The organism is Streptomyces achromogenes subsp. achromogenes (assembly GCF_000720835.1).
GTDB classification, from domain to species: domain Bacteria; phylum Actinomycetota; class Actinomycetes; order Streptomycetales; family Streptomycetaceae; genus Streptomyces; species Streptomyces achromogenes.
Window position 1 is genome coordinate 1 of record NZ_JODT01000037.1, and the last position, 24,532, is coordinate 24,532.

General features: G+C 72.3%; 20 protein-coding genes and 1 pseudogene. 11 read left to right on the top strand and 10 right to left on the bottom strand.

Annotated features, from left to right (window positions below; all coding sequences use genetic code 11):
- Positions 1-200: 200 nt before the first annotated feature.
- Both IH25_RS0130595 and IH25_RS0130600 read left to right on the top strand, forming a co-directional pair.
- On the top strand, positions 201-1,541 hold the full coding sequence (locus IH25_RS0130595) for a hypothetical protein (RefSeq protein WP_030617941.1): 1,341 nt from the start codon (positions 201-203) through the stop codon (positions 1,539-1,541).
- Between the two features lie 106 nt (positions 1,542-1,647).
- Positions 1,648-2,421 carry a restriction endonuclease gene (locus IH25_RS0130600; RefSeq protein ID WP_030617945.1) on the top strand — a complete coding sequence of 258 codons (774 nt, stop codon included), beginning with the start codon at positions 1,648-1,650 and terminating at the stop codon, positions 2,419-2,421.
- A 100-nt stretch (positions 2,422-2,521) separates the two neighbouring features.
- Here the strand turns inward: IH25_RS0130600 and IH25_RS0130605 are convergent, their stop codons facing one another.
- Positions 2,522-4,279 carry a M28 family peptidase gene (locus IH25_RS0130605; RefSeq protein WP_394298455.1) on the bottom strand — a complete coding sequence of 586 codons (1,758 nt, stop codon included), beginning with the start codon at positions 4,277-4,279 and terminating at the stop codon, positions 2,522-2,524.
- A 350-nt stretch (positions 4,280-4,629) separates the two neighbouring features.
- Here IH25_RS0130605 and IH25_RS0130610 point away from each other — a divergent pair, with 350 nt between their 5' ends.
- Positions 4,630-5,640: a helix-turn-helix transcriptional regulator gene (locus tag IH25_RS0130610; RefSeq protein ID WP_107058502.1), complete on the top strand. Its 1,011-nt coding sequence runs from the start codon at positions 4,630-4,632 to the stop codon at positions 5,638-5,640.
- Positions 5,641-5,711: 71 nt separating this feature from the next.
- Here the strand turns inward: IH25_RS0130610 and IH25_RS0130615 are convergent, their stop codons facing one another.
- The 3 genes and pseudogenes from IH25_RS0130615 to IH25_RS0130625 form a co-directional block, all read right to left on the bottom strand.
- Positions 5,712-6,575, bottom strand: coding sequence for an LLM class flavin-dependent oxidoreductase (locus tag IH25_RS0130615; protein ID WP_030617955.1), 864 nt, complete (start codon positions 6,573-6,575; stop codon positions 5,712-5,714).
- Positions 6,576-6,724: 149 nt separating this feature from the next.
- Positions 6,725-7,405 (bottom strand): annotated as a pseudogene (locus tag IH25_RS0130620) (polysaccharide deacetylase family protein); the annotation flags it as partial.
- 94 nt (positions 7,406-7,499) lie between these two features.
- Complete coding sequence (locus IH25_RS0130625) at positions 7,500-8,195, bottom strand: glycoside hydrolase family 11 protein (protein WP_037655928.1); 696 nt, start codon at positions 8,193-8,195, stop codon at positions 7,500-7,502.
- Positions 8,196-8,574: 379 nt separating this feature from the next.
- Between IH25_RS0130625 and IH25_RS0130630 the strand changes: the two genes are divergently transcribed.
- Positions 8,575-9,660 (top strand): endo-1,4-beta-xylanase, encoded by a 1,086-nt coding sequence (locus IH25_RS0130630; protein WP_030617963.1) that lies wholly within the window; start codon positions 8,575-8,577, stop codon positions 9,658-9,660.
- 198 nt (positions 9,661-9,858) lie between these two features.
- Here IH25_RS0130630 and IH25_RS0130635 read toward each other — a convergent pair whose 3' ends face one another.
- Positions 9,859-10,881 (bottom strand): LacI family DNA-binding transcriptional regulator, encoded by a 1,023-nt coding sequence (locus IH25_RS0130635; protein ID WP_030617966.1) that lies wholly within the window; start codon positions 10,879-10,881, stop codon positions 9,859-9,861.
- A gap of 134 nt (positions 10,882-11,015) precedes the next feature.
- Here IH25_RS0130635 and IH25_RS0130640 point away from each other — a divergent pair, with 134 nt between their 5' ends.
- The 4 genes from IH25_RS0130640 to IH25_RS0130655 are packed head-to-tail and all read left to right on the top strand — an operon-like array spanning position 11,016 to position 16,486.
- The gene (locus IH25_RS0130640) at positions 11,016-12,317 is read left to right on the top strand and encodes an ABC transporter substrate-binding protein (protein WP_030617970.1); all 1,302 of its coding nucleotides are present in this window, start codon (positions 11,016-11,018) and stop codon (positions 12,315-12,317) included.
- A 7-nt stretch (positions 12,318-12,324) separates the two neighbouring features.
- Positions 12,325-13,281, top strand: a complete 957-nt coding sequence (locus IH25_RS0130645) for a carbohydrate ABC transporter permease (protein ID WP_030617975.1) — start codon at positions 12,325-12,327, stop codon at positions 13,279-13,281.
- Positions 13,278-14,096: a carbohydrate ABC transporter permease gene (locus IH25_RS0130650; protein WP_030617978.1), complete on the top strand. Its 819-nt coding sequence runs from the start codon at positions 13,278-13,280 to the stop codon at positions 14,094-14,096. The genes IH25_RS0130645 and IH25_RS0130650 overlap by 4 nt, the downstream gene beginning before the upstream one ends.
- Complete coding sequence (locus IH25_RS0130655; RefSeq protein ID WP_030617981.1) at positions 14,093-16,486, top strand: beta-xylosidase/alpha-l-arabinosidase; 2,394 nt, start codon at positions 14,093-14,095, stop codon at positions 16,484-16,486. The genes IH25_RS0130650 and IH25_RS0130655 overlap by 4 nt, the downstream gene beginning before the upstream one ends.
- Positions 16,487-16,541: 55 nt before the next feature.
- On the opposite strand, the gene IH25_RS0130660 is transcribed toward IH25_RS0130655, so the two are convergent.
- On the bottom strand, positions 16,542-17,924 hold the full coding sequence (locus IH25_RS0130660; protein WP_209445396.1) for a cellulase family glycosylhydrolase: 1,383 nt from the start codon (positions 17,922-17,924) through the stop codon (positions 16,542-16,544).
- Between the two features lie 226 nt (positions 17,925-18,150).
- Here IH25_RS0130660 and IH25_RS0130665 point away from each other — a divergent pair, with 226 nt between their 5' ends.
- Together IH25_RS0130665 and IH25_RS0130670 are read left to right on the top strand one after the other, a co-directional pair.
- Complete coding sequence (locus IH25_RS0130665; RefSeq protein ID WP_030617991.1) at positions 18,151-19,053, top strand: sugar phosphate isomerase/epimerase family protein; 903 nt, start codon at positions 18,151-18,153, stop codon at positions 19,051-19,053.
- Positions 19,054-19,177: 124 nt separating this feature from the next.
- A complete protein-coding gene (locus tag IH25_RS0130670; RefSeq protein WP_030617994.1) occupies positions 19,178-19,372 on the top strand; it encodes a hypothetical protein in 195 nt (64 codons plus the stop codon).
- Positions 19,373-19,430: 58 nt separating this feature from the next.
- Here the strand turns inward: IH25_RS0130670 and IH25_RS0130675 are convergent, their stop codons facing one another.
- The 4 genes from IH25_RS0130675 to IH25_RS0130690 form a co-directional block, all read right to left on the bottom strand.
- The gene (locus IH25_RS0130675) at positions 19,431-20,435 is read right to left on the bottom strand and encodes a Gfo/Idh/MocA family protein (RefSeq protein ID WP_030617997.1); all 1,005 of its coding nucleotides are present in this window, start codon (positions 20,433-20,435) and stop codon (positions 19,431-19,433) included.
- Between the two features lie 34 nt (positions 20,436-20,469).
- Entirely contained in the window at positions 20,470-21,621 is a 1,152-nt protein-coding gene (locus IH25_RS0130680) for a Gfo/Idh/MocA family protein (protein WP_030617999.1), read from the bottom strand.
- 152 nt (positions 21,622-21,773) lie between these two features.
- Positions 21,774-22,118 carry a cupin domain-containing protein gene (locus IH25_RS0130685; RefSeq protein WP_030618002.1) on the bottom strand — a complete coding sequence of 115 codons (345 nt, stop codon included), beginning with the start codon at positions 22,116-22,118 and terminating at the stop codon, positions 21,774-21,776.
- Between the two features lie 90 nt (positions 22,119-22,208).
- Positions 22,209-22,787: a TetR/AcrR family transcriptional regulator gene (locus tag IH25_RS0130690; RefSeq protein WP_030618005.1), complete on the bottom strand. Its 579-nt coding sequence runs from the start codon at positions 22,785-22,787 to the stop codon at positions 22,209-22,211.
- Positions 22,788-23,088: 301 nt separating this feature from the next.
- On the opposite strand from IH25_RS0130690, the gene IH25_RS0130695 reads away from it, so the two are divergent.
- Positions 23,089-24,519 carry an MFS transporter gene (locus IH25_RS0130695; protein WP_030618008.1) on the top strand — a complete coding sequence of 477 codons (1,431 nt, stop codon included), beginning with the start codon at positions 23,089-23,091 and terminating at the stop codon, positions 24,517-24,519.
- Positions 24,520-24,532 lie beyond the last annotated feature (13 nt).

Here is a 24,532-nt window from a genome sequence, read left to right on the forward strand (position 1 = left end):
CCCACCCCCACCCCCACCCCGAGCCCGACGCCGTGCCCGGCCGTCGTGACCGGCTGAGGAGGCCCGGGCCGGCCTGCGGCGCGTACCAGCGCGTACCAGGTCCGCGCATTCCCGTGCCGGACACCCCCCTCACTCTCTACCGTGGCGGAGACCGGTGACCCAGCGAGTCGGCCGGTCGTGACCCGGACAGAGAGGCCCGCGTGGAAGACATCTCGCAGTACGACGACGACCTCTGGGACGACTTCGAAGACGACTGGTTCGCACCGCCTGAGATCACTTACCAGGAGGCCGTCGAACGCCTTCGAAGCCTCGCGGGCCAACGCGCCGACGTGGTCGTGGAGTGGGACGGCAAACGCAAGGGGGACGGCCGCCGGTGGCGCGACGACGCACGGGTCGTCTTCACCGGCGCCGGCGGTCCCCGCATACGGCTGAGGTCGGCGGCGCAACTCCCGTACGTCGAACGCGTCGTCGGCTCAGGGGTTCCGCTGCCTGAGCGGCATGCCATCTGGTACCCGCAGCAGGGAGTGATCACGGCGCGCCTCGTCGGTGACTTCGACCAGTTCCACAGTGCCTTGGTACGCGGTCTCCTCCCGCGGCAGAAGCGGGCCGTCGACCTCGAGGGCCCGCTGGGCGCGGACCTGGCCGGTGTGCTCGCCTCCACCGGGGCGTTCCAGGTCGGCGAGGAGGCGGACGGCTCGGGCCGGTCGCTGCGGCTGGTCTCCGTCCCGCCCGAACTGTCCCTGCTGTACAACACCCGCGACGGCGGCGGCCTCTCACCGAGTCTGGAACTCTCGGGAGTGTCGGCCCCGGACGCGGCCGAAGCACAGAAGACGCTGGTGGCGTACGGCACTTCGTACCTCTTCGGCCTCGCCAGGGCGCAAGGGGCCTCGCTGCGCCTCTGGGACGACGGGTACCGTCTCGGGAGCCGGAGGGGTCCCTCCTACTCGACGAAACTCCGTTTCCCCCAGCGGCAGTACGACACGGAGCCCGCCGAGCTCTACGGCGCCGGCAACGCCGCGGGGCGGCACCCCGTCGAACGGTGGCTGAAGTACTACCAGGTGCTCGAGTTCTACATGCCGAAGGCCGCCGCCCAGGAAGTGGCCCGGCAGGGAGTCGCCAAGCAGGATCAGGCGCAGTCCCCGTATGCGCGCCCTGGCAGAACCCGCAGCCTGGGGAGCGAGCAGAACCAGCTCGACGCCGTGATCGACCTGGCGGTGACCCAGGCCGAGGTCGCCGGACTCCTGCGGGACCGGGAGCTGTTCACGACACTGAGTGACCCCGCGGTCATCCAGCACGTCGAGACACTCGAGGACGACGGCTCCGGCGCCCCGCTGCCCGGCGGCGACTACCGCGCGGCCATCTCTTCACGGGTGTACGGCATCCGGAACAGGATCGTGCACATGAAGGAGGGCGGCGGACAGCGGGGCACGCCTCTGCTGGGCCTGCACAGCAGGGAAGCGCGGGACCTGGCCGCCGACCTGCGACTGGTTCGCTACCTGGCCGAGAAGGCCATGGAGCACTGGGCCACAGACCTGCCCTGAATCCCCGCGATGTCGCGTCCGAAGCTCATCCGGGAGGATCGGGTCCGGTCGGAGGCGGGGTAGGGGGACTTCTCAACGTTCCGCCAGGGGAAGGGGGCATCACCTCGTGACCATGCCCGTACGCCGTATACGACCACGCACCGGCCGCCGGTCGTTCGATCTGCGCTCGACCGCCCTGTTCTTCGTGCTGCTCGCCCTGCTCCTGTGTGTCCTGGGCTTCGCCGTCCGTACGCTGGCCGGGACCGCCGAGCGGCGCCCCGCCTGGGTGGTCGTCCTGTGCCTGGCGGGTCTCGCCGCCGTCCTGGGGTGGGGCCGGCGGCGGCGCCGGCTGTCCGGCGCCCGGACCGCCCGGCGGGCCGCCGCCGCACTGGAGGAGGGGGTGCACACGGCGCTGGAGGAGTGGGAAGCGCCCGCGGCGGACACCCCCTCCGCCGGCGACCGCTACGTCGCCGCTTCCCCCGGGTACGACCGCGCGTACGACTACGACGCCCTGGACGCCGACGAGTTCGAGCGGGCCGTGGCCGGGCTGTGCGAACGGGATGGCTGCACCGGAGTGGAAGTCGTCGGTGGCGCGGGCGACTTGGGCGCCGATGTGCTGGCCGTGGCACCGGACGGGCGGCGGGTCGTCGTCCAGTGCAAGCGCTACGGCGACGGGCACCGGGTCGGCTCGCAGGACCTGCAGCGCTTCGGCGGCACGTGCTACACCGTGCACGAGGCCGATGTCGCGGTCCTCGTCACCACCAGCGACTTCACCGCCCCGGCCGTCGAGTACGCCGAACAGTGCGGCATCGTGTGTTTCGGCCGCCCGGACCTGCTGGCGTGGCACGACGGCACCGGGCCGGCCCCCTGGACGCTCGTGGACGGCGCCGGCGGATGCTGAACGGCGGCGGGCCCGCCCGCCGGGATCAGGACACTCGCCGGCGGCACGCGTCGGGGGAGCCGGGGCGGGTGGCCCGGCTCCCCCTTACCTCGCGGGGCGGTCAGCCGGTCGTCAGGGTGGCGTCGTCGACGACGAAGCTGGTCTGGAGGCCGGAGTCCTCGGTGGCCGTGAACGTCAGCGTGATCTGCTGGCCGGCGTACTGGCCGAGGTCCAGGGTGTGTTCGGTGTACCCGGTGGACGCGTCGGCGTTGGAGTAGGTCTGCTTGGCGGTGCCGTTCACCTTGACCTGGAAGGTGTCGTACACCGTCGTGCCCGACTCGGCGGTGTCGATGTGCAGCCAGTACCTCAGGGTCGCCTTCGCGCAGCCCGCCGGGACGGTCACCGTCTGACCGATGCTGTCGCTGGCGGCGTAGCCGTACCCCGCCAGCCAGGCGTACCGGGACCCGGAGTGCGCGGACTGGCCGCTGAACGTGCCGATCGCGCCGGTGTCACCCGTCCACGGCGACGTACCGCTCTCGAAACCGCCGTTGGAGATCACCTGGGACGGGGTGCAGCCACCGGCGCCCTTGACGGTCAGCGTGTACGACGCGCTGTGCGTGGCGGTGCCGGTGCCGGTGAAGGTGAGCGGGTAGGTGCCCGGCGGTACGGAGGAGCCGACGGAGACCGTTGCCGTGGACGGGGCTCCGGAGGTCACCGAGGCCGGGCTGAAGGAGACCGTGACGCCCGTGGGGGCACCCGAGGCGGACAGGTTGACCGTCTGTGCCGAGCCGCTGGTGGTGGCCGTGGACACGGTGGCGGTCAGCGAGGTCCCCGGGGCGGCGCTGCCGGTGGCCGGGTTCACCGAGACCGAGAAGTCGTTCGCCGGGGCGGTGTCCGAGACCGCCTGCTTCCACAGCGTGTAGGCGACACCGTCCGCGCTGCGGTTCAGTCCGGTGGCGTTGATGTTGCTGGTGGTGTCGCACGCGGAGTGGTAGCAGCCGTCGTACGCGGCGCCCGCCGTGCCGCCCCACTTGGCGGCCTGCGCCGAGGTCTTGCGGGCGCTCGCGCCCATGGCGTAACCGGAGGTGGGGATGGAGTAGTTCTCGAAGGAGTAGTCGTCGGAGCGGCCCGCCCCCTCGGTGTTCTCCTCGGGCTGGAGGTTCAGCGAGTCCCAGTACGCCTTCATCGGCGCGGCGGCGGCGGAGGTGATGTGGTTGATGAAGTAGCCGCCGTTGGGCGAGGCGACCATGTCGAAGTTGTAGTACGCCTTGATCGCCGAGCGCTGGGCGGAGGTCAGCGAACGGACGTAGAAGTCCGAGCCGTTCAGGCCCTGTTCCTCGTCCGTCCACCAGCCGAAGCGGACCCTCGCGGCCATGGAGGGGTCGGTCTGGGCGAGTTTGAGCGCGACCTCCAGGAGGGTGGCGCTGCCGGAGCCGTTGTCGTTGATGCCGGGGCCGGCGGAGACACCGTCCAGGTGCGAGCCGAACATGTACACCTTCGACGCGTCGCCGCGGGGCCACTCGGCGATCAGGTTGGGGCCGGCGCCGCTGGTGCAGCCGGAGGTGCAGGCCTGCTCGGTGACGGTGTAACCGGCCGCCTGGAGCTTGCCCTTCACATAGGCGACCGAATCCCGGTAACCCTGGCCGGTCGACCGGCGGTTGCCGCCGTTGCGGGTGGCTATGGCGTTCAGCTCGGTGAGGTGCGCCTGCACTTTGGTGACGTCGATGTCGGGCGCGGCGGCGGCCAGGGCAGGGGTGTGTGCCGCCGTGGTGCGGTGGCCCGCGGGGGCCGCCTGGGCGCTCGCGGGCAGCAGGGCGAGGCCCGCGGCGGCCGTGGCCAGCGCCAGGCCCGCCAGGGACAGTCTTCGTGGTCGTAGCACCATGTCTCCTTGTGGGGTGGAGGAAACGCCGGGCGTGCGGCGGGCCCGGGTGAGCCGCGCCACGACACCCTGAAGAGCATGCGCATGCCAAGCCCTCGGTAAGCACGGCCGCGCGGGACCGGCCGGATCAACGGCTCCCGCCCGTCCTCCCGGCGGGCGCCGGCACGGATGCCGTACGGGCGCGCCGGGGCCCCGAGGAACCGGGCGGGCGGCCACGAGGTTAACGGCCCCGCCCCGCTCGCGCCCCTGGCCGAAACCGGCGCGTCCGCTCCCGGCCAGACCGTCGCCCGGGCGTCCGGGTCCGGAGGACGGCTCTGGCCTCCGCCGCGAGCCGCCCGTATCGTGCGCGCATGCGTGCGCGGGAGAACCCTTCGCGGGGTCGGCGGCCGGCGGACTCCGGGGCGAAGGAGACCTATCTGGCCATGGTGGAACGGATCGAGACATCGGACGCGCGGCATACGACCGAGCGCGAGGAGCTGCGCGGACTGCCCGCCGAAGTGACGCGGTGGCTGGCGGAGCGGCGGCTGCTGGACCCGAGCGGGGAGCGGCTCAGCCCCCCGGAGCGCGCCCTGCGGCACGTCGTCTCCGAGCACCGGCGCCGCCTGCGGGAGACGGTCGACGGACTCGCCCGGGACGCCCGTGCGCTGGACGACGTGCTGTCCCTGCTGACGGTCGCGGTCGCCCGGCCCGGCAGCCGGGAAACCGTGGAGACGGAGTTCTTCACCGACCGCGAGCGCACCCGGCAGCGGCTGGAGGAACTCGACGCGCTGAGCCGGGAGGAGTTCCTGGCGATGCGCAACACCTTCCCCGGGGCACGGGTCCTGGACGCCAGCCTCGCGCGGGACCTGGAGATGGCGGCCGACGGCATCCGCATGCGCCTGCTGACCTCGCAGCAGGCGCTGCGCTCACCGGCGTCGGCCCGCTATCTGGCCGCGCTGGCCGAGGCCGGGGTCGAGGTGCGGGTCGCGGCGACGGTGCCGCTCCACATGAACATCATGGACCGCGCGGTCGTCGTCATCGGGGTGGGCGCCGGTCCGCGGGGCGAGGGCGGGGACGTCATCCTGCACAGCGGGCCCGTCGCGCAGTGCTTCGCCCGGGTCTTCCTCCACGCCTGGGACCTGGCCCGGCCCCACACCGAACGGCCCGCCGGGCCGGACCGCCCCGGGCCCCAACTGTCCGCGCTGGAACGCGAGGTGCTGGCGCTGCTGGCCACCGGCGCCAAGGACGACACCATCGCCCGCCGACTGGACTGCTCGGACCGCACCCTGCGCCGTCTGATGCACCAGATCATGACGAAACTCGGCACCTCCAGCCGCTTCGAGGCAGGAGTGACCGCGGCCCGCCTCGGCTTGGTGGACTGAAACCGGCGGCAGCCCTGCGCGGGGCGGCCGACGAACCCCGCCGGTGCACCCGGCCGCCCCGGAAGGGCCGACTAGAGGACCGGCGGTCCGGCCTCGACGCGGCGCAGCACCGGGGCCAGGCGGTCCAGGTCGGGGCCGGTCTGGAGCTGTCGCTCGTCCCACCAGGTGGCGCCGGCGTCGCGCAGGGGTCCGATGACGTCCCTGGCCTTGGCCGCGTCGGGGGGTGTGGCCCCGCCGAGCACGAACTCGAAGGGACGGTCGGTCCCGGCCGGGCGGTGCGCGCGCACATAGGCGACGAGATCCCGTACCTCCGCCACCTCGGGCACGTGACCGTGCCGGGCCGTCTCGAACAGCGGTACCGCGCCGTCCCACCGCGCCGCGCGCCGCATGGGCGCACGCCGCGGCCAGAATCCGCCGAGCCACACCGGCGGACGCGGCCGTTGCACGGGCGGGGGCAGCAGCGTCACGTCCCGGACCTCGTAGTGCCGGCCCCGGTGGTTCACCGGCCCACCGGACCAGAAGCGCCGCAACAGCTCCAGTCCCTCGTCCAGCCGCTCGGCCAGGACACGCGGCTCCGCTCGGTCGCCGAAACTGTGGTACTCGTCCTCGACCGGACCGCCCAGGCCCGCGGCGAACACGACCCGGCCGCCGCTCAGGTGGTCCAAAGTGGCCACCTGGCGGGCGAGTTGCTGCGGACGGTAACGGGGGACCGGTGTCAGCAAGGTGCCCAGCCGGATCCGGGAGGTCGCCAGCGCGGCCGCGGTCAGCAGCATCCAGGGGTCCCCGAAGGGGCGCCCCTGGTGCCGCCGGTGCAGCACGTGGTCCCAGACGAACAAGCCGTCCCAGCCGGCCTGTTCGGCGGTCCTCGCCACGGTCGCGACGGTGCGCGGGTCGGCGAAGTCCCCGAAGTTGGGGAGGTTGACGGAGAAGCGCATCCCCGAAGGATGCGCGCCCCGGCTCCCGCGGGGCAACGGGGAATCACCGCGTGCGTGTCCGTGACTTCTTGACGTGGGGTGGTCCCGGGGGGAGCCAGGACCACCCCTGGCGTGTTCTCGGGTGTCGGGACGGGTGTCCTTTCCGGTCAGGGGGCCACGGCGCGGCCCGTCTGGGGGGAGATGCGGCCGGCGCACAGGCCCTTGCTCGCCAGGGTCTGGGCGATGCGCGGGATGGCGGCCAGGGTGTTGGCCGGCCACTCGTGCATCAGGATGATCTGGCCGTTGCCCAGCCGGGACACCGCCTGCACGATCGCGTCGGTGCTCGCGCCGTTCCAGTCCTGCGAGTCGACGTCCCAGATGATCTGCCGCAGGCCGTACTTGGCCTCCACCGCCTGGACGGTGGCGTTGGTCTCCCCGTACGGCGGGCGGAACAGCTGCGGTGTGCCGCCGCCGGCCGCCGCGATCGCCTGCTGGGTGCGGGAGATCTCGGAGTCGACCTGGGCCTGGCCGAGCTGGGTCAGGTGGGGGTGGGTGTAGCTGTGGTTGCCGACCCACATGCCGGCGCTCACCTCGGCCCGTACCTGGGCCGGGTAGGCGGCGGCGAACTGGCCCTCGTTGAACATCGTGGCCCGCAGGCCGTTCTGCCGGAGCGCGTTGAGCAGGGCCGGAGTGTGGTCGTTGGACGGGCCGTCGTCGAAGGTGAGACCGACGTAGCCGTTGCAGGCGGCGGCCTGCGCCGGAGGGGCCTGGACGGCGGCGGTGACGGTGCCGGCCACGGCCGTCACGGCGACGGCCAGTCCGGTCAGCAGGGAACGGGGTGCGGCGCGCATGCGGGTGGGTCCTCCTCGGGTCGTGCGGGACCACGGGTGGGGGGATGGACGGACGGAGGGGAAGGGAGGGAGGGCCGGCCGGCCGCTCGGCCGGTCAGCCGCTCACCGTGATGTTGGAGTAGCCGCTGCTCTGGTAGCCCTCGGTGGCGAGGATCATGTAGTACTTGAAGCTGCCGAGGGGCATGCCGACGCGGGACCAGGCGTCGAAGTGGTTGCCGGTGGTGATGGTGCCGCCGGTCCGCTTGGACTGCCGGACGCTCCAGTACTGGTTGAAGGTCTTGGTGCCTTCCACCGACGGGGCGTTGTACCGCGTGGTCTGGTAGATGTCGTACGTGCCGCCGTCGCTGGTGACCGTGCCCTTGTAGGTGCCGGTGGGCCGGTAGGTGCCCCAGTTGTCGACGATGTAGTACTCCACCAGCGGGTTCGACGTCCATCCGTACAGGGCCAGGTAGCCGTTGCCGGACGGGCTGAAGCTGCCCGAGTAGTTCACGGTCCTGCGCCCGCCGGTGCTCCAGCCCTTGCCCGCGACGAAGTTGCCGCAGTTCGTCCACGAAGTGCTGTAGTTGCCGCCGGAGTTGAGGGTCATCGAGACCGCGCCGCCGCCGTCGGTCCAGAAGGAGTAGTAGAAGCCGTTGTTGGTGCCGGTCTGGTTGGTGGTGATGACGGTGGCGGCGTCGGCGGTGCCGGGCAGCAGCAGCCCGGAGGCGGTGGTGGCCGCGGCCAGGGCGCCGGCGCGGCCGATGAAGCCCCGGCGGCTCATCGGGCGGGAGAGGGCGTTGTCCATGTCCATGCTTCCTCCTGGTGGGGGTGGATGAGCAGGAGCCCGGGGCGGGCACGGCCGTGCGGGTGCCGGGCGCAGGGGTGGTAGGGCCGGCGATGGGGTGGCATGTACACGCCATGCGCTAGGTCGGGGCCGTTCCTGCTGGAGGGCGAGCTCGATTGCTGGAGAGTATGCGGCCGGGCCGAAACGGAGGTCAATCCGTCTGTTTCCGAAACTTCATCGAAACAAGGCGAGCGTTTGTGGGAGGCCGTGTCGAAAGTTTCGTGCTCTCTGGCTGGGTGGGGGTCAACCTTGGCTGTCCGGACGGTTGACGGGGTAGAGGTGGGTGTTTAGCGTGACGCAACACTCGTTGTCAGTTACGAAACTTTCGGCTTTCTCAGGAGTGCTTGTGAACCTGCCCCGCATCACAGCGGTCGCCGCCGCGGCTTGCTGCCTCGCCCTGCTGCCGCTCACCGCCGCGAGCCCCGCCGGCGCGGCGGGCGGCCCCGCCGTGCCCGACCGTCCGCTGCGGCAGCTCGCCGCCGACGACCAGCTGCGGATCGGCACCGCGGTCGACACGTCCGCACTCGCCGACGACGCCGCCTACCGCCGGCTCACGGGTTCCGAGTTCTCCACCGTCACTCCGGAGAACGTGATGAAGTGGGAGGTGATCGAACCCCGCCGGGGCGAGTACGACTACGCCGACGCCGACCGGCTCGTCGACTTCGCGCGCCGGCACGGGCAGAAGGTGCGCGGCCATGTCCTGGTCTGGCACAACCAGTTGCCGTCCTGGCTGACCTCCGGCGACTTCACCCCCGAGCAGCTGCGGGAGATCCTGCACCGCCACATCACCGACACCGTCCGGCACTTCAAGGGGCGGGTCTGGCAGTGGGACGTGGTCAACGAGGCGTTCAACGAGGACGGCACCCTGCGTGACAGCATCTGGCTGCGCGAGCTCGGGCCCGGCTACATCGCCGACGCCTTCCGCTGGGCCCACGAGGCCGACCCGCACGCCCTGCTGTTCTACAACGACTACAACACCGAGTGGACGGGCCCGAAGAGCGACGCCGTGTACGACCTGGTGAGCCGGCTGCGGGCCGAAGGGGTGCCCATCGACGGGGTCGGCTTCCAGGGGCACCTCGGCATCCAGTACGGCCTGCCCACCGACATGGCGGCCAACTTCGCCCGCTTCGACAAGCTAGGCCTGGCGACCGCCGTGACCGAGGCGGACGTGCGCATGGAGATGCCGGCCGACGACGGCAAGCTGGCCACCCAGGCCGAGGGCTACCGGCGCCTGCTCGACGCCTGTCTGCGCGCCCGGCACTGCATCTCGTTCACCGTCTGGGGCTTCACCGACAAGTACTCCTGGGTGCCCGACACGTTCCCCGGCGAGGGCGCGGCCAACCTGTTCGACGAGGACTACCGCGCCAAGCCCGCGTACCGCACCCTCCAGAAGCAACTGGCGGGCCGGGCACGCCCGCGGTCCGCGGAGTGAGGGAGCGTACCGCCCGCTGACGGAAGCGAGCCCGCCGGGTCCGGCGCCCACCGGCCCCGGCGGGCATTCCGGGCCCTGGTTATGGAATGGTCGGTGCAGATCGCACCCGCGTCGTCGTACGCGCGCCACCGAAGGTCCGGGCCGTGCGCCGCCTTGCCCGGCCCCCGCCCTCCTCCTCGGCACAGGCCCCCGGCCGCCTCACCTCCCCCCGGGCGGAGCCGTGCTCTGGCGTATCACCAGATGGGTGGCCAGTTCGATGCGCAGGGCCGACTTCCTGGCGTCCTTGGGCCGCAGCAGCATGCGCGCCGCTTCCTCGGCCATGCGCTGGAGGGGCTGCTGGACGGTGGTCAGCGGCGGGCTCGACCAGCGGGCCGGCGGCACGTCGTCGTAGCCCACCACCGACAACTGCCCGGGGACGCTCAGCCCGAGGACCCGGGCCGCCTCCAGGACGCCGAGGGCCTGGAGGTCGCTGCCGGCGAAGATCGCCGTCGGCCGGTCGGGACGCCGCAGCAGGTCCATGGCGTGTTCGAAGCCGCCCTGGACGTGGAAGTCGCCGAACCGCACCAGCGCCGGGTCCGGTTCGTGTCCCGCCATCGCCATCGCCGAGCGGTATCCGTCCAGCCGGGCCAGTGAGCACATCAGGTCCTCGGGGCCGGTGATGATGGCGACCCGCTCGTGTCCCTGGTCGGTCAGATGGCGCGTCGCGGCCATGCCCCCGGCCCAGTTGGCCGAGCCGACGGACGGCACGTCGGGGTCCGGATCGCCCGCCGGGTCCACGATGACGAACGGGATGGCCCGCGAACGCAGTTGGCGCTTGACGTCCTCCGGGACCGTCGAGAAGACCAGCAGGACGCCGAGCGGGCGGCGGCGCAGGACGCCTCCGATCCACTCCGGGCCCGGCGCCTGCCGGGTCCCGCTCTCGGTGAGCGCCACCGTCGCGTCGTTCTGCTTGGCGACGTTCTCCACCCCGCGGATGAGCTCCATCGCCCACACGCTCTCCAGCTCGTGGAAGACGATCTCGATGAGCGGTGCCTGCGGCGCACCGGCCGTCCGCCGGCGATAGCCGTGCACCTCCAGCAGACGCTCCACCTTGGCGCGGGTCGTCGGGGACACATCCGAACGACCGTTGAGAACCTTCGAAACTGTCGGAAGCGAGACGCCGGCCTCCCTGGCCACGGCTGCCAGGGTGACTCTCCGACCGACCTGGGCTTCTTCGCGCATGGACGCAGCATAGGGCACGCGCGCCGGGTAACGGTTTGGCCGCGTACGTGCAGGACCGTTGACCATTTCTTCTCTCGCCTCCTACTGTCCAGCCGCAGGACTTTCGGCGAGGATGCCGAAACTTTCGGAAGGGGATGACCATGCGTACACGGATGCCCAGACTGGTCGCCGGCGGTGCGACGCTGGCCCTGGCGGCGAGCCTCGCGGCGTGCGGCAGCGGGAGCGGGGGTTCCTCGAACGACGGCAAGATCCATGTGCTCGTCTACGGGGACTCCGCCAACAAGGTCGAGAAGCAGATCGTCGACACCTTCAACAAGACCTCGAAGGTCAAGGCGGTCCTCGACACCATCCCCGGCGCCGACTACCAGCAGAAGCTGCAGACCATCATCAGCACCCCCCAGGCGCCCGACATCTTCTTCAACTGGGGCGGCGGCAGCATCAAGCCCTTCGTCAAGGCCGGACTGCTGATGCCGCTGGACGACTTCGTCAAGAAGGACCCCAACCTCGACGACAAGTTCCTGCCCACGGTCTACAACAGCGCCGTCGTGGACGGGAAGCCGTACGGCATCCCCATGCGCGGCACCCAGCCGGTGCTGCTGTTCAGCAACAAGGACGTGCTCGCCAAGGCCGGTGTGAAGCAGCCCCAGACCTGGGACCAACTGCTCGACGCCGTAAGGAAGCTGAAGGACGCGGGCGTCACCCCCATCGCCCTCGGCGGCGGCGACCAGTGGCCCACGCTGATGTGGTTCGAATACCTCTACGACCGGGTGGCCGGACCCGGGCTGTTCCAGAAGGCCCTCGGCGGTGACAAGGACGCCTGGGCGAGCGCGGACAGCAAGAAGGCGCTCGGCATGATCAAGGAACTGGTCGACGCCGGCGCGTTCGGCAAGAACTACGACTCGGTGAAGTACACCAACGGCTCCTCGCCCGCGCTGGTCGCCCAGGGCAAGGCCGGCTTCGAGCTGATGGGCTCCTGGTACTACTCGCAGCAGCAGACGGACGCCAAGGACTTCGCCGCCAAGGGCCTCGGCTACGCCGCGTTCCCGACCGTCCCCGGCGGCAAGGGCGACCCCTCGAACGTCGTCGGCAACACCAACAACTTCTACTCGGTGCTGAAGAAGACCAAGCACCCCGAGGCCGTCGCCGAGTTCCTGAAGCTCATGTACTCGGACGAGTTCGTCAAGGCCCAGCTGTCCATCGGCAACCTGCCGACCACCACCACCACCTCGCAGTTCGTGGACCAGTCGGCGAGCCCCGAGTACTCCCGCTTCCAGTACGACCTGGTGGCCAAGGCCAAGTCCTTCCAGCTGTCCTGGGACCAGGCCTACCCGCAGACCGCCAGCACGCCCATGCACCAGGCCGTTCAGCAGTTCCTCAACGGACAGCTCGACGAGGACGGCTTCATCAAGGCCATGCAGGCCCTCCCGAACGAATGAACCGCTCATGACCACACAGCTCACGAGCGCCCCGCCCACCGCCGAGGCCCCCCGTAAGGCCCGGCGGCGGCCGGAGGACTCCTACGCCGCCCACGGCACCCGCCCCGGCTTCCTCTGGGCGCTGCCCGCCACCCTCTTCTTCACCCTCTTCGCCATCGCACCGCTCATCATGGTCGCGGTGCTGTCCTTCATGAGCTGGGACGGCCTCGGATCACCCGAGTTCGTCGGCACGGACAACTGGAAGCGCATCCTCGACGACCCGGTGATGATCCGCAGCATCTGGCTCACCCTGCTGCTCACCGCCCTCGGCGTGGTCCTCCAGACCCCGCTGAGCATCGTGATCGGTGTCTGGGCCGCCGGACACCAGCGCAACCGCGCCGTCCTGTCGGCGATCTACTTCATCCCGCTGCTGCTGTCCGCCACCGCCGTGTCGGTGCTCTGGCGGGCGCTGCTCGACCCGAACTTCGGCATCCCCGCGCGGATGACCTGGCTGTTCGGCGACGGCAACCTGTTCGGCGAACAGGCCAGCGCCATCGGTGTCCTCGCCTTCGTCAGCACCTGGCAGTACACCCCGTTCCACACGCTCATCTACCAGGGCGCGGCCCGGGCCATCCCGCCGGTGCTGTACCAGGCGGCGGAGATCGACGGCGCCGGCCGCTTCCGCCAGTTCTTCCACATCACCCTGCCGCAGCTGCGCAACTCGATCGTCACCTCGATGATCCTGATGATCGTCGGCGGCCTCACCACCTTCGAGACCGTGCTGATCCTCACCCAGGGCGGACCGGGCACCGACACGACCATCAGCGCCTACTACATGTACCAAAAGGCCTTCAAGGGCTTCGACTTCGGAGCCGGCTCGGCCATCGCCCTGTGCCTGGTCATCGCCGCCACCGTCGTCTCGCTGATCGTGGTCCGCGTCTCCGGCTACGACAAGATGCGCAGCGACATGGAGGGGGTGTCATGAGGCGCCGCCCCAACTACCTCGCCGGAGCCGGCTCGATCGTCTGGCTCGTCGTGGTCGGCCTACCCCTGTACGTGATGCTGGCCGCGACCCTGCGCACCCGGGAGGACTACGCCGGGAAGGGCCCCGTCTCCTTCCCCGACCACTTCACCCTGGACAACTACACCGGGGCGTTCGACTCGGGCTTCGGCCGGTACTTCCTCAACACCATCATCGTCACCGTCTGCGTCGTCGGCGTGGTGCTGCTGCTCGTACCTCCGCTCGCCTACGCGATCGTCCGCAGCCGCTCCCGGATCGCCTCGCAGATCTTCCGGCTGTTCCTGCTGGGCCTCGCCATCCCCGCCCAGGCCGTGATCGTGCCGATGTTCTACCTGATCAGCGAGGCCGGGCTCTACGACAACCTGCTGGGCGTCATCCTGCCCACCGCCGCGTTCTGCCTGCCGATGTCGGCACTCATCCTCAGCGGGGCCATGCGGGACATCTCCCCGGAGCTGTTCGAGGCCATGACCATGGACGGGGCCAGCCCGCGGCGGATGTTCTTCCAGCTCGTCGTGCCGCTCTCGCGCGGCGGACTGTCCACGATCGTGGTGTTCTCCGCGCTCCAGGCCTGGAACGGCTTCCTGTTCCCGCTGGTCCTGACCCAGTCCGAAGAGACCAAGGTGATCACCCTCGGTCTGTACAACTTCCAGACCGCACACGGCATCGACATCCCCGGCCTGCTGGGAGCCGTGACGCTGTCCATGGTGCCCGTCCTGCTCGTCTACCTGTTCGCCCGCCGCGCCCTGGTCCAGGGGCTGATGGGCATGGGAGGAAAGTGACCGCCAACGTGGCCGTAGAGACCACCCCCGAAGTCCCCCTGTGGAACGACCCGTCCCAGGACATCGGCACCCGCGTCTCCGCGCTGATCGACGCGATGACCCTGGAGGAGAAGACCGCCCAGCTGTACGGCGTGTGGGTCGGCGCGTCCGCCGAGGGCGGCGAAGTCGCCCCGCACCAGCACGACATGGAGGAGGCCGTCGACCTCGACGCCCTGCTGCCCGCCGGACTGGGCCAGCTGACCCGCCCGTTCGGCACGGCACCGGTCGATCCCGCGCTCGGCGCGCTGTCCCTGCTGCGCACCCAGACCCGGATCACCGCCGCCAACCGCTTCGGCATCCCGGCCCTGGCCCACGAGGAGTGCCTGGCCGGCTTCGCCACCTGGGGCGCCACCGCCTACCCCGTCCCGCTGTCCTGGGGCGCCACCTTCGACCCCGACCTGATCCGCCGGATGGCCGCCGCCATCGGCCGGGACATGCGCGCCGTCGGCGTCCACCAAGGCCTCGCGCCCGTCCTGGACGTGGTGCGCGACGCCCGCTGGGGCCGGGTCGAGGAGACCATCGGCGAGGACCCCTACCTCGTCGGCAGCATCGGCACCGCCTACGTCCAGGGACTGGGTTCGGCGGGGGTCGTCGCGACCCTGAAGCACTTCGTCGGCTACTCCGCCTCCCGGGCCGGCCGCAACCTCGCGCCCGTCGGCATGGGCCCGCGCGAACGGGCCGACGTCCTGCTGCCGCCGTTCGAGATGGCCATCGTCGAGGGCGGGGCCGACTCCGTCATGCACGCCTACACCGACACCGACGGCATCCCCTCGGCGGGCGACGAGGACCTCCTCACCGGGCTGCTGCGCGACACCTGGGGCTTCGAGGGCACGGTCGTCGCCGACTACTTCGGCATCGCCTTCCTCAAGATCCTGCACGGGATCGCCGCGGACTGGGCGGACGCCGCGGCCACGGCGCTGCGCGCCGGCGTCGACGTGGAACTGCCCACCGTGAAGACGTTCGGTACGCACCTCACGGAGGCCGTCGCCGCCGGCCGGGTGCCGGAGGCGCTCATCGACCGCGCCCTGCGCCGGGTGCTCACCCAGAAGGCCCGGCTCGGCCTGCTCGACGCCGGCTGGGACCCGGTCCCGGCCGCGCTGCGCGGAGCCGACCTGGACGACCCCGCCACCCTGCGCGGCAGCGTCGACCTGGACACCGAGGCGAACCGGGAACTGGCCCGCACCATCGCGGAGGAAGCCGTCGTCCTGCTCACCAACGACGGCACCCTGCCCCTCGCCCGGCCCCGCCGCATCGCCCTGGTCGGCCCGAACGCCACCGTCGGCACGGCCGTGCTGGGCTGCTACTCCTTCCCCCAGCACGTCGGCGTGCACCACCCGGGAACCCCGGCCGGCATCGACCTGCCCACCCTGGAGGACGCCCTGCGGCGGGAGTTCCCCGACACGGAGCTCACCGTCGTGCAGGGCACCGGCGTGGACGACGGCGACATCTTCGGCATCCCCGAGGCCGTCGACACCGCACGCCAGGCCGACGTCGTCGTGGTGGCCCTCGGCGACCGCGCGGGCCTGTTCGGCCGGGGCACCAGCGGCGAGGGCTGCGACGCGGAGTCCCTGGCCCTGCCCGGCGCCCAGCAGCGGCTGCTCGACGCGCTGCTGGACACCGGCACGCCCGTGGTGACGGTCCTGCTGGCCGGCCGGCCCTACGCCCTGGGCCGGGCCGTGGACGAGGCCGCCGCCATCGTGCAGTCCTTCTTCCCCGGAGCGGAGGGCACCGGCGCCATCGCCGGCGTGCTCAGCGGCCGGACCAACCCGTCCGGTCGGCTGCCGGTCAGCGTGCCCCGCTCCACCGGCGGCCAGCCCGCCACCTACCTCGGCGCCCGGCTCGCCCAGACCAGCGACGTCTCCAACATCGACCCCACGGCGGCCTTCGCGTTCGGGCACGGCCTGTCCTACACGTCCTTCGACTGGGACGAGCTGACCGTCGGCCGGGCGGAGACGGACTCCGCCGGCGAGTTCTCCCTCGCGTTCACCGTGCGCAACACGGGGGAGCGGGCCGGCACCGAGGTGGTCCAGCTGTATCTGCACGACCCGGTGGCCTCCGTCGTCCAGCCGGTGCAGCGGCTCATCGGCTACACCCGGGTGCGGCTCGCCGCGGGCGAGGCCCGCCGGGTACGGGTCACCGTGCCCGCCGACCTGGCCTCCTTCACCGGCCGCGACGGGCGCCGGGTGATCGAGCCGGGCGAACTGCACCTGCGCCTCGCGGCGTCCAGCGCCGAGGCCCGTCTGACCGCGACGGTGACCCTGACCGGCCCGGCACGCCACGTGGACCACACCCGCCGGTTCCACGCGCGGTTCGAGCAGGAGACGGTACGGCCGGCGGACCCCGCCGCCTGACCCGGTGCGCGCGCGGCCGGCCCCACCCGTGGCCGGCCGCCCGCCGACGCCGTACTCACCCGCGCCTCACCGTCACCGTCACCACCTCGCCCGGGGCCGCCCGCACCCACGCCCGCCCGGCCGTCCGCCGTACGACCGCCCCGCCCTCGGCCGTGATCCGCCAGGCGCCCGGCGGCACCGACAGCACGCTCACCCGGGAGCCGCGCGGTGCCGCACGGTAGACCAGCCGGTACCCGCCCGCCCCCGGGTCGTAGGCGGCCGAGCGCACCGTACCCGCGACGGCCTCGGCGTACGGCTCCACGGTCAGCTCCTTGTTGACGCGGAACGCTCCCGTGCCGTCGAGCGCGCAGTACCCGCCGCCGTAACACCACACATAGCCCGCCCAGCCGGAGGCATAGCGCCCGAGCGAGGCCATCGCGTCCCGGTAGAAGCGGTTCATGTGCGGCAGCGAGCTGTCCGGCGGGCCCCACTCGCCGACCACCACCGGGACCCGGTACCGCCTCGGGTACGCGGTGACGGCCCGCTCGTACGCCTCGATCCAGCCGGCCCCGGGGTCGTAGTCGGCACCCGCCTCCATCGCGGTGTCGTAGAAGTGCGGCGCGTACACCACCCGGGGGTCGCGGATCCGGCCGAGGCCCGTCGGCACGCCCTCCCCGACGACCGGGGTCGGCTCGACGAACAGCCAGGCGTCCCGGTCGGCCGGGCGGATGGCGCCGGCCAGCCGGTTGTACATCGGGGTGAGCTGTTCGCGTTCGACACGGCGCGCGGCCGCCGGCAGGTCCTCCCCGGGCCGCGGCTCGCCCATGGGCTCGTTGATCAGGTCGTAGCCGAGTACGGCCGGATGGCCGGCGAAGCGGGTGGCGAGCGTGCGCCACATCCGGGCCTGGGCGCGCCTGAGGTCGTGGTCCTCGTAGAGATGGGTGAAGGCGCGCTGCACGGCGGGCTCGAAGTACTCGGCGAACCAGTCGTCCGGGTGCGGGGTGAACGGCAGCCCGTCGGTCCTGGTCGCCCACTCGGGTATGCCCCGGTGGCCGAAGGCGGGCCCGAACACGTCCTGGTGGGCGTCGAGGACGACCCGCACGTCCTGGCGCCCGGCCCAGTCCAGGACGCGTTCGATCCTGCGCAGATACCGCTCGCTGTACTGCCCGGGCCGGGGTTCCAGGTCGTCCCAGAAGACCAGCAGCCGGGCGAAGCCGAAGCCCTGGGTGCGCAGATCGCGCAGATGGCGTTCGGTGATCGCGCTCAGGGCCTGCTCGCCCCGGTGCGTCTTGTCCTCGATGTTCCAGCCGCGCAGGGTGAGCACCCGCCCCTGCCCGTCGGTGAGCGGGGGAATGCCCGGGTCGGTGAGCGGGGGAATGCCCGGCCCGCCGGCCCCGGCGTGGGCGTGGGCGGTGGCGGGGGCCAGCAGCGCGGCGACGGCCGCGGCCGCCGTCAGCATCGCTCGCAGCACGGGAAACCTCCGGGACGGTGAGAACGGCGGCAACTTCCTTGATTCCGGGCGCACTTCGAACACTCCCGTGCTACCAGGCACACCCGGGAAAGACCAGCACCAGGGAGCGCACATCCTCGTTACACGCGGACATGTTCGTGAAATGATGTCCTGACAAAGGAAGGATGGACGGCGGGCCCGCCCGCGACGACCGCCCCGGAGAGGAACCCCTGACATGCCCCAGACCCTCGACCGCATCCGGGTCGGCTCCGCCCCTGACTCCTGGGGCGTCTGGTTCCCCGACGACCCGCACCAGATCCCCTGGCACCGCTTCCTCGACGAGGTGTCCGAGGCGGGCTACGACTGGATCGAACTCGGCCCCTACGGCTACCTCCCCACCGACCCGGCCCGGCTCGCCGACGAACTGGCCCGGCGGAACCTGAGCGTCTCGGCGGGCACGGTCTTCACCGCCCTGCACCGCGGACCGGCCGTCTGGGAGGACACCTGGGCCCATGTCGGCCGGGTCGCCGAGCTCACCCGGGCCATGGGCGCCCGGCACCTGGTGGTGATCCCCTCCTTCTGGCGCGACGACAAGACCGCCGAGATCCTGGAGCCGCCCGAGCTGACCCCCGGGCAGTGGGCCCACCTGACCCGGGGCATGGAACGGCTCGGCCACCGGGTCAGGGAGACCTACGGCCTGGACATCGTCGTCCACCCGCACGCCGACACCCACCTCGACACCGAGGCCCACGTCACCCGCTTCCTGGACGCCACCGACAGCCGGCTGGTGAACCTCTGCCTGGACACCGGGCACTACGCCTACTGCGGCGGCGACAGCGTCAAGCTGATCGAGACCTACGGCGAGCGCATCGGCTATCTCCACCTCAAGCAGGTCGACCCGGAGATCCTCGCCGAAGTCGTGGCCCAGGGGCTGCCGTTCGGGCCCGCCGTGCGGCGCGGAGTGATGTGCGAACCGCCCTCCGGCGTGCCGGACCTGGCACCGGTGCTGCGGGCGGCGCAGGCACTGGGCGTGGACCTGTTCGCGATCGTCGAGCAGGACATGTACCCGTGCGAGCCGGACCGTCCGCTGCCGATCGCCGTCCGCACCCGGCGCTTCCTGCGCTCCTGCGGCGCCTGAGCGGGCGTACGCGCCGGATCCTGCGCTCCCCTGACGGATTCGGCCACGGCGCGGCCGGGAACCAACCGGGGCACCCGGGCGTTCCACCGACAACGGGGAACGCCCGCGTGGACGGGAGGACGACATGACACACCGCACGCACCCCCAGGACACCCCCCGGGAGGCCGCCGACGCGGCCGTCATCCGGCGGCGGCGCTTCGGCCGCCTGCCCGAGCGGATACGGCCCGAGGACACGGTCGAGACGGAGCCGGCCACCCGGCCGGACCCGGCCCGGGACACCTACCACGCGGACGAGTGGCTGATCCGGTACTGCGGCTGATCCGGGCGCGGGGACGGGGCGGGCACCGCGTACGGGCCCGGCACCGTCCCCGCGCCGCTCAGGCCGACCGCACCTCCGCGAGCGTCACCGGCCGGTGCTCGCGCAGGGACAGGGTGCACGCCTCGGCGATCCAGCCCGCCTCCAGGGCGTCCTCCACGGTGCAGGGGGAGGGCCGGACACCGGCCACGACCTCGGTGAACGCGGCGAGTTCGGCGCGGTAGGCGGCGGCGAACCGGTCCATGAAGAAGGCGTGCGCAGTGCCCGCGGGAAAGTCCGTGCCGGGCTCGGCCGAGCGCAGCGGAAGCCGGTCGTCCAGGCCCACGGCGAGCGAGTCGGCGAAGCCGTGCAGCTCCATGCGCACGTCGTAACCCCGCCCGTTGTGCCGGGAGTTGGACACCACCGCGACCGTGCCGTCGTCCAGGGTGAGCAGCGCGCCGGTGGTGTCGGCGTCACCCGCGGCCGCGATGTGCCCGGCGCCTCGGTTGCCGCCCACCGCGTACACCTCGGTGACCTCGCGGCCCGTCACCCACCGGATGCTGTCGAAGTCGTGCACGGAACAGTCCCGGAAGATGCCGCCGGACGCGGCGATGTACGCCGCCGGCGGCGGCTGCGGATCCAGCGTCGTGGCCCGCACGGTGTGCAGCGCCCCCAGCTCACCGGCCCGTACGGCGGCCCGGGCGGCGGCGAACCCCGCGTCGAAGCGCCGGTGGTAGCCGATCTGGACCGGCACGCCCCCGTCCCGTACGACGCCCAGGAGCTCGACGCCCTCGCGCATCGTCCGGGCGACGGGCTTCTCGCAGAAGACGGGGACCCCGGCCTCGACCCCGGCCCGGATCAGCGCGGGGTGGGCGTCGGTGGCCGCCGCCACCACGATGCCGTCCACCCCGGACGCCAGCAGGGCCCGCGGCGACGGGGCCACCTCGGCGCCGAACCGCACGGCCGCGCGCTCGGCCGCGTCCGCGAACGGGTCGGTGACGACGAGCGATTCGACGGCGTCGAGCCCGAAGAGGGTCTCGGCGTGGAAGGAGCCGATACGGCCGAGACCGAGGATTCCGATACGCATGCGTCCCATTCTTGTCCTTACAAACCCCTCGCGCCTATGGGCTGACCCAGCCGCCCGTCCGCGCGGACCGCGCCATCGCGTCGAGCGCACGCGCGCTGTGCACCGCGTCCGCGAGAGTCGTGCCGTACGGCGTGCCCTCGGCGACGGACCGTACGAAGCGGCAGGCCTCGATCACCTTCAGGTCGTCGTAGCCCATCGCGTTGGCCGCGCCCGGCTGGAACGCGGCGAACTCGCCGGCGCCCGGGCCGACGTACACCGTGCTCACGGGCTGGTCCCGGTAGCCGGTGCCGCGGCTCACGCCCAGCTCGTTCATCCTCCGGAAGTCCCAGAACACCGCCCCCCGGCTGCCGTGCACCTCGAAGCCGTAGGCGTTCTGCTCGCCGACCGAGACCCGGCAGGCCTCCAGGACCCCACGGGCGCCGGAGGCGAAGCGGAGCAGACAGCCGACGTAGTCCTCGTTCTCCACCGGGCCCGGCTCGCCGCCCGCGGCCAGGGCGTGGCCGGCCGTCGCACCGCCCGGGCGGGCGCGCTCCGGCACGAAGACCGCCGTGTCCGCGGCGAGGGAGACGAGGTCGCCGCACAGGAAACGGGCCAGGTCCACGCCGTGCGAGGCCAGGTCGCCGAGCACCCCGCTGCCCCCGCGCCGCCGCTCGTAGCGCCAGGTCAGAGCGGTGTCCGGGTCCGCCGCGTAGTCGCTGAACAGGCGGACGCGCACATGCGTGACCGTGCCGATCCCGCCGGAGGCGATCAGGTCGCGGGCGGCCTCCACGGCGGGCGCGTTGCGGTAGTTGAAGCCGACCGTGCCCTGCACACCGGCCCGCGCGACCGCGTCGGCGACCGCGCACGCGTCGTCGGCGGTCAGGCCCACCGGCTTCTCGATCCACAGGTGCTTGCCGGCCTCGGCCAGCGTCACGCCGATCTCCCGGTGCAGGAAGTTGGGCGCGGTGACGCTGACGGCCTGGATGCGCGGATCGGCGGCCACCTCGCGCCAGTCGCGGGTCGCGGAGGCGAACCCGAACCGCTCGGCGGCCTCCTCGGCCCGCCCCGGCACCTCCTCGGCGACCGTGACCAGCCGGGGCCGCAGCGGGAGGTCCGGATAGTGGTGCGGGAGCCGCGCGTACGCCCGGGTGTGCACACGGCCCATCCAGCCGAACCCGATGACGGCGACACCCAGCGCATCCACCATGACAGCCTCTCCCAGAAGCGTGGGACCGGCGCCCGGACCGGTGCGCCCGGCTCCGGGCCACCTTTGTCCGGACATGGAGACGTGTCAACCCTTCCGGGCCGCTCGGGTCACCGCTTGGAGTACCGTTCGCGCTCCCTCGGAGATTGGCTCCCTCAGAGATTGATGGCGTACGCCTTGCGCAGCGTCTCGTGCACCGTCCACCGGGTACGGTCGCCCGCCCGCAGCACCGCCATGTCGCCGGGCCCCACCCGCAGCGTCGGACCGCCCTCGACCTCGATCGTGGCCGAGCCGCTGATCACCACGAACAGCTCGTCGGCCTCCGTGTCCGTGACCACGCCCGGGGTGATCTGCCAGATCCCCCGGATCTGCCGCCCGTCCGGCGACTCCCAGACCACCTTCCCGGTCACCTCGGGCCGACCGGAGACGATCTGCCCCGGGTCCAGGGGCTCGGGTTCGAGGTCGGCGTCGGGGATGTGGAGCGCGAAGCTGTGCGTCATGCGGCCGACCCTAGTCGGCGGGGGTGCCGTGGTGCCGTGGACAGGATGTGGGGCATCGGGGCCGGCCGCGGGACACTTCGTCGCCCCCGCTCAGCGGCCGGTGCGCACTCCGTCCAGCGCGATGGACAGCACCCGGTCGCGCTGGGCGGCGTCCTCGAAGTTCGTCGCCGTGATCCCGGCGACCAGCCGCAACAGGTCCCCGAAGTCCATGTCCGTGCGCGCCGCGCCGACGCGCTGCGCGCGCTCCAGCAGTGGGCCGCCGGCCGCGTACATGGACTCGCGGCAGGTCTGGAAGATGTCCGACTCGCCGTTCAGCGCCTCGCGCACCGCCCGCTTGGTGACCATGTAACCGGCGAACCGTCCCAGCCACGCCGTCAGCGCCTCCCACGGTTCCCGGTCCGCCAGCTCCAGGGCGGCCCCGCACAGGGCGGCGACCTCGTCGGCGTAGACCGTCTCGAACAGGTCGCGGCGGGTCGGGAAGTTCCGGTACAGGGTGCCGATGCCGACGCCGGCGCGGCGGGCGATGTCCTCCAGGGAGGCGTCGGCCCCGTGTTCGGTGAACGCCTCGCGGGCCGCGTCGAGCAGGGCGTCGTAGTTGCGGGCGGCGTCCTTACGGTGCGGCCGGCGGGCCGCGACGATCTCGCTGACGGGGAACGGCGTGGCCGTCACTGCTGCCTCCCGGGGAGGGAATCGAATTGAAGCGGAGGTGCGCCTCCGCTAGAGTGGAGGGGTACCTCCACTTTACCAGTGCGGGGTGGCTCCGCCGTGGCCGGACGCGGCCCGCGCCGCCGCCCCCACGACCGGGGCACGGCCGTACGACCGTGCCCCCGCGACCGGAAAAACGGCCCGTACAACCGTGTTCCCGCGTTCGGAAAACGGCCCGTACGACCGTGCTCCCGCACCACTCACCCCGCAGGTACCCGATCCTCCGCCCTTCCGATCCGTTCCCTGATCACGGAGAGGCTTCTCCATGCCCCGCGCCTCCACCCGCCTCACGTTCGCGGTCCTCGCGACCGGAGCCGGTGTCTTCGCCATGCTCCAGTCGCTGATCGCGCCGGCCCTGCCGACCGTCCAGCACGCCCTGCACGCCTCCCCGTCCACCGCGACCTGGGTGATGACGGCCTATCTGCTGTCCGCCTCGGTCTTCACCCCGATCCTCGGCCGGGTCGGCGACCTGGCCGGCCGGAAACGGACCCTCGTCGCCGTCCTGCTGGCCGTCCTCGCGGGCTGCTTGGTCGCCGCGCTGGCCCCGAACATCGGCGTGCTGATCGTCGCCCGTGTCATACAGGGCGTCGGCGGCGCCCTGTTCCCGCTCTCCTTCGGCATCATCCGGGACGAGTTCGCCCCGGCCGAGGTCAGCGGCAGCATCAGCAACCTCTCCGCCGTGATCGCGGCCGGCGGCGGCGTCGGCATGGTGGCCGCCGGACCGATCGTCTCCGCGCTCGACTACCGCTGGCTGTTCTGGATCCCGGTGGCGATCGTCGCCGCGACGGTCCTGATCGCCCTGCGCTACATCCCCGAGTCGCCCGAACGGACCGCGGGCAAGGTCGGCTGGGCCGGTGCCGTGCTGCTCTCCGGCTGGCTGGTGGCCCTGCTGCTGCCGCTGAGCCAGGCCGGGCAGTGGGGCTGGGGCTCGACGAGGGTGCTCGGCATGTTCGCCGCCGCCGTCGCGCTGTTCGCGGTGTGGCTGGTGACCGAGGCCCGCTCGCGCACCCCGCTGATCGACCTGCGGGTGCTGCGACTGCCCGCGGTGTGGACGACCAACACCGCAGCCCTGCTGTTCGGCGCCGGCATGTACTCCATCTGGTCCTTCCTCCCGGGCTTCGTCCAGACCCCGTCCGCGGCCGGCTACGGCTTCGGCGCCAGCGTCACCGAGTCCGGACTGCTCATGCTGCCGATGCTGGTCGCGATGTTCCTCTCCGGCGTGCTGTCGGGCCGGCTGGAGCCGCGCGTGGGCGCCAAGGCGCTGCTCACCGCGGGCGCCACGCTCGGCGCGCTGGCCTGCGGCTTCCTCACCCTCTGGCATGACGCCCGGTGGCAGATCGGCGTCGTCGCGGCCCTGTTCGGCCTCGGCATCGGACTGGCCTTCGCCTCGATGGCCCACCTCATCGTGGGCAGCGTGCCGGCGGCCCAGACCGGCGCCGCGACCGGCATGAACGCCAACATCCGCACCATCGGCGGCTCCATCGGCGCCGCGCTCACCAGCGTCCTGGTCACCGGCCGGCTCCAGCCCTCGGGCCTGCCGTACGCCTCCGGCTACACCCACGGCTGGGCCCTGCTCGCCCTGCTCTGCCTGGCCGCGGCCGGCGCCGCCCTCCTGGTCCCGGCCCGCCGCCCGGTTCCCCCGGCCGAGGCGCACACCGCCCCGGGGGTGACACGGGCACCCGTCCGGGTGCGGTAGTGTTGACCTGCGT

What these genes read in the sequence shown, in the direction of transcription:
- IH25_RS0130650 (WP_030617978.1), top strand. Translation starts at nt 13,278, where the DNA reads ATGAGGCGCCGCCCCAACTACCTCGCCGGAGCCGGCTCGATCGTCTGG.
- IH25_RS0130610 (WP_107058502.1), top strand. Translation starts at nt 4,630, where the DNA reads ATGCGTGCGCGGGAGAACCCTTCGCGGGGTCGGCGGCCGGCGGACTCC.
- IH25_RS0130675 (WP_030617997.1), bottom strand. Translation starts at nt 20,435, where the DNA reads ATGCGTATCGGAATCCTCGGTCTCGGCCGTATCGGCTCCTTCCACGCC.
- IH25_RS0130615 (WP_030617955.1), bottom strand. Translation starts at nt 6,575, where the DNA reads ATGCGCTTCTCCGTCAACCTCCCCAACTTCGGGGACTTCGCCGACCCG.
- IH25_RS0130635 (WP_030617966.1), bottom strand. Translation starts at nt 10,881, where the DNA reads ATGCGCGAAGAAGCCCAGGTCGGTCGGAGAGTCACCCTGGCAGCCGTG.
- IH25_RS0130660 (WP_209445396.1), bottom strand. Translation starts at nt 17,924, where the DNA reads ATGCTGACGGCGGCCGCGGCCGTCGCCGCGCTGCTGGCCCCCGCCACC.
- IH25_RS0130695 (WP_030618008.1), top strand. Translation starts at nt 23,089, where the DNA reads ATGCCCCGCGCCTCCACCCGCCTCACGTTCGCGGTCCTCGCGACCGGA.
- IH25_RS0130665 (WP_030617991.1), top strand. Translation starts at nt 18,151, where the DNA reads ATGCCCCAGACCCTCGACCGCATCCGGGTCGGCTCCGCCCCTGACTCC.
- IH25_RS0130670 (WP_030617994.1), top strand. Translation starts at nt 19,178, where the DNA reads ATGACACACCGCACGCACCCCCAGGACACCCCCCGGGAGGCCGCCGAC.
- IH25_RS0130680 (WP_030617999.1), bottom strand. Translation starts at nt 21,621, where the DNA reads ATGGTGGATGCGCTGGGTGTCGCCGTCATCGGGTTCGGCTGGATGGGC.
- IH25_RS0130625 (WP_037655928.1), bottom strand. Translation starts at nt 8,195, where the DNA reads ATGGACATGGACAACGCCCTCTCCCGCCCGATGAGCCGCCGGGGCTTC.
- IH25_RS0130645 (WP_030617975.1), top strand. Translation starts at nt 12,325, where the DNA reads ATGACCACACAGCTCACGAGCGCCCCGCCCACCGCCGAGGCCCCCCGT.
- IH25_RS0130685 (WP_030618002.1), bottom strand. Translation starts at nt 22,118, where the DNA reads ATGACGCACAGCTTCGCGCTCCACATCCCCGACGCCGACCTCGAACCC.
- IH25_RS0130640 (WP_030617970.1), top strand. Translation starts at nt 11,016, where the DNA reads ATGACCATGCGTACACGGATGCCCAGACTGGTCGCCGGCGGTGCGACG.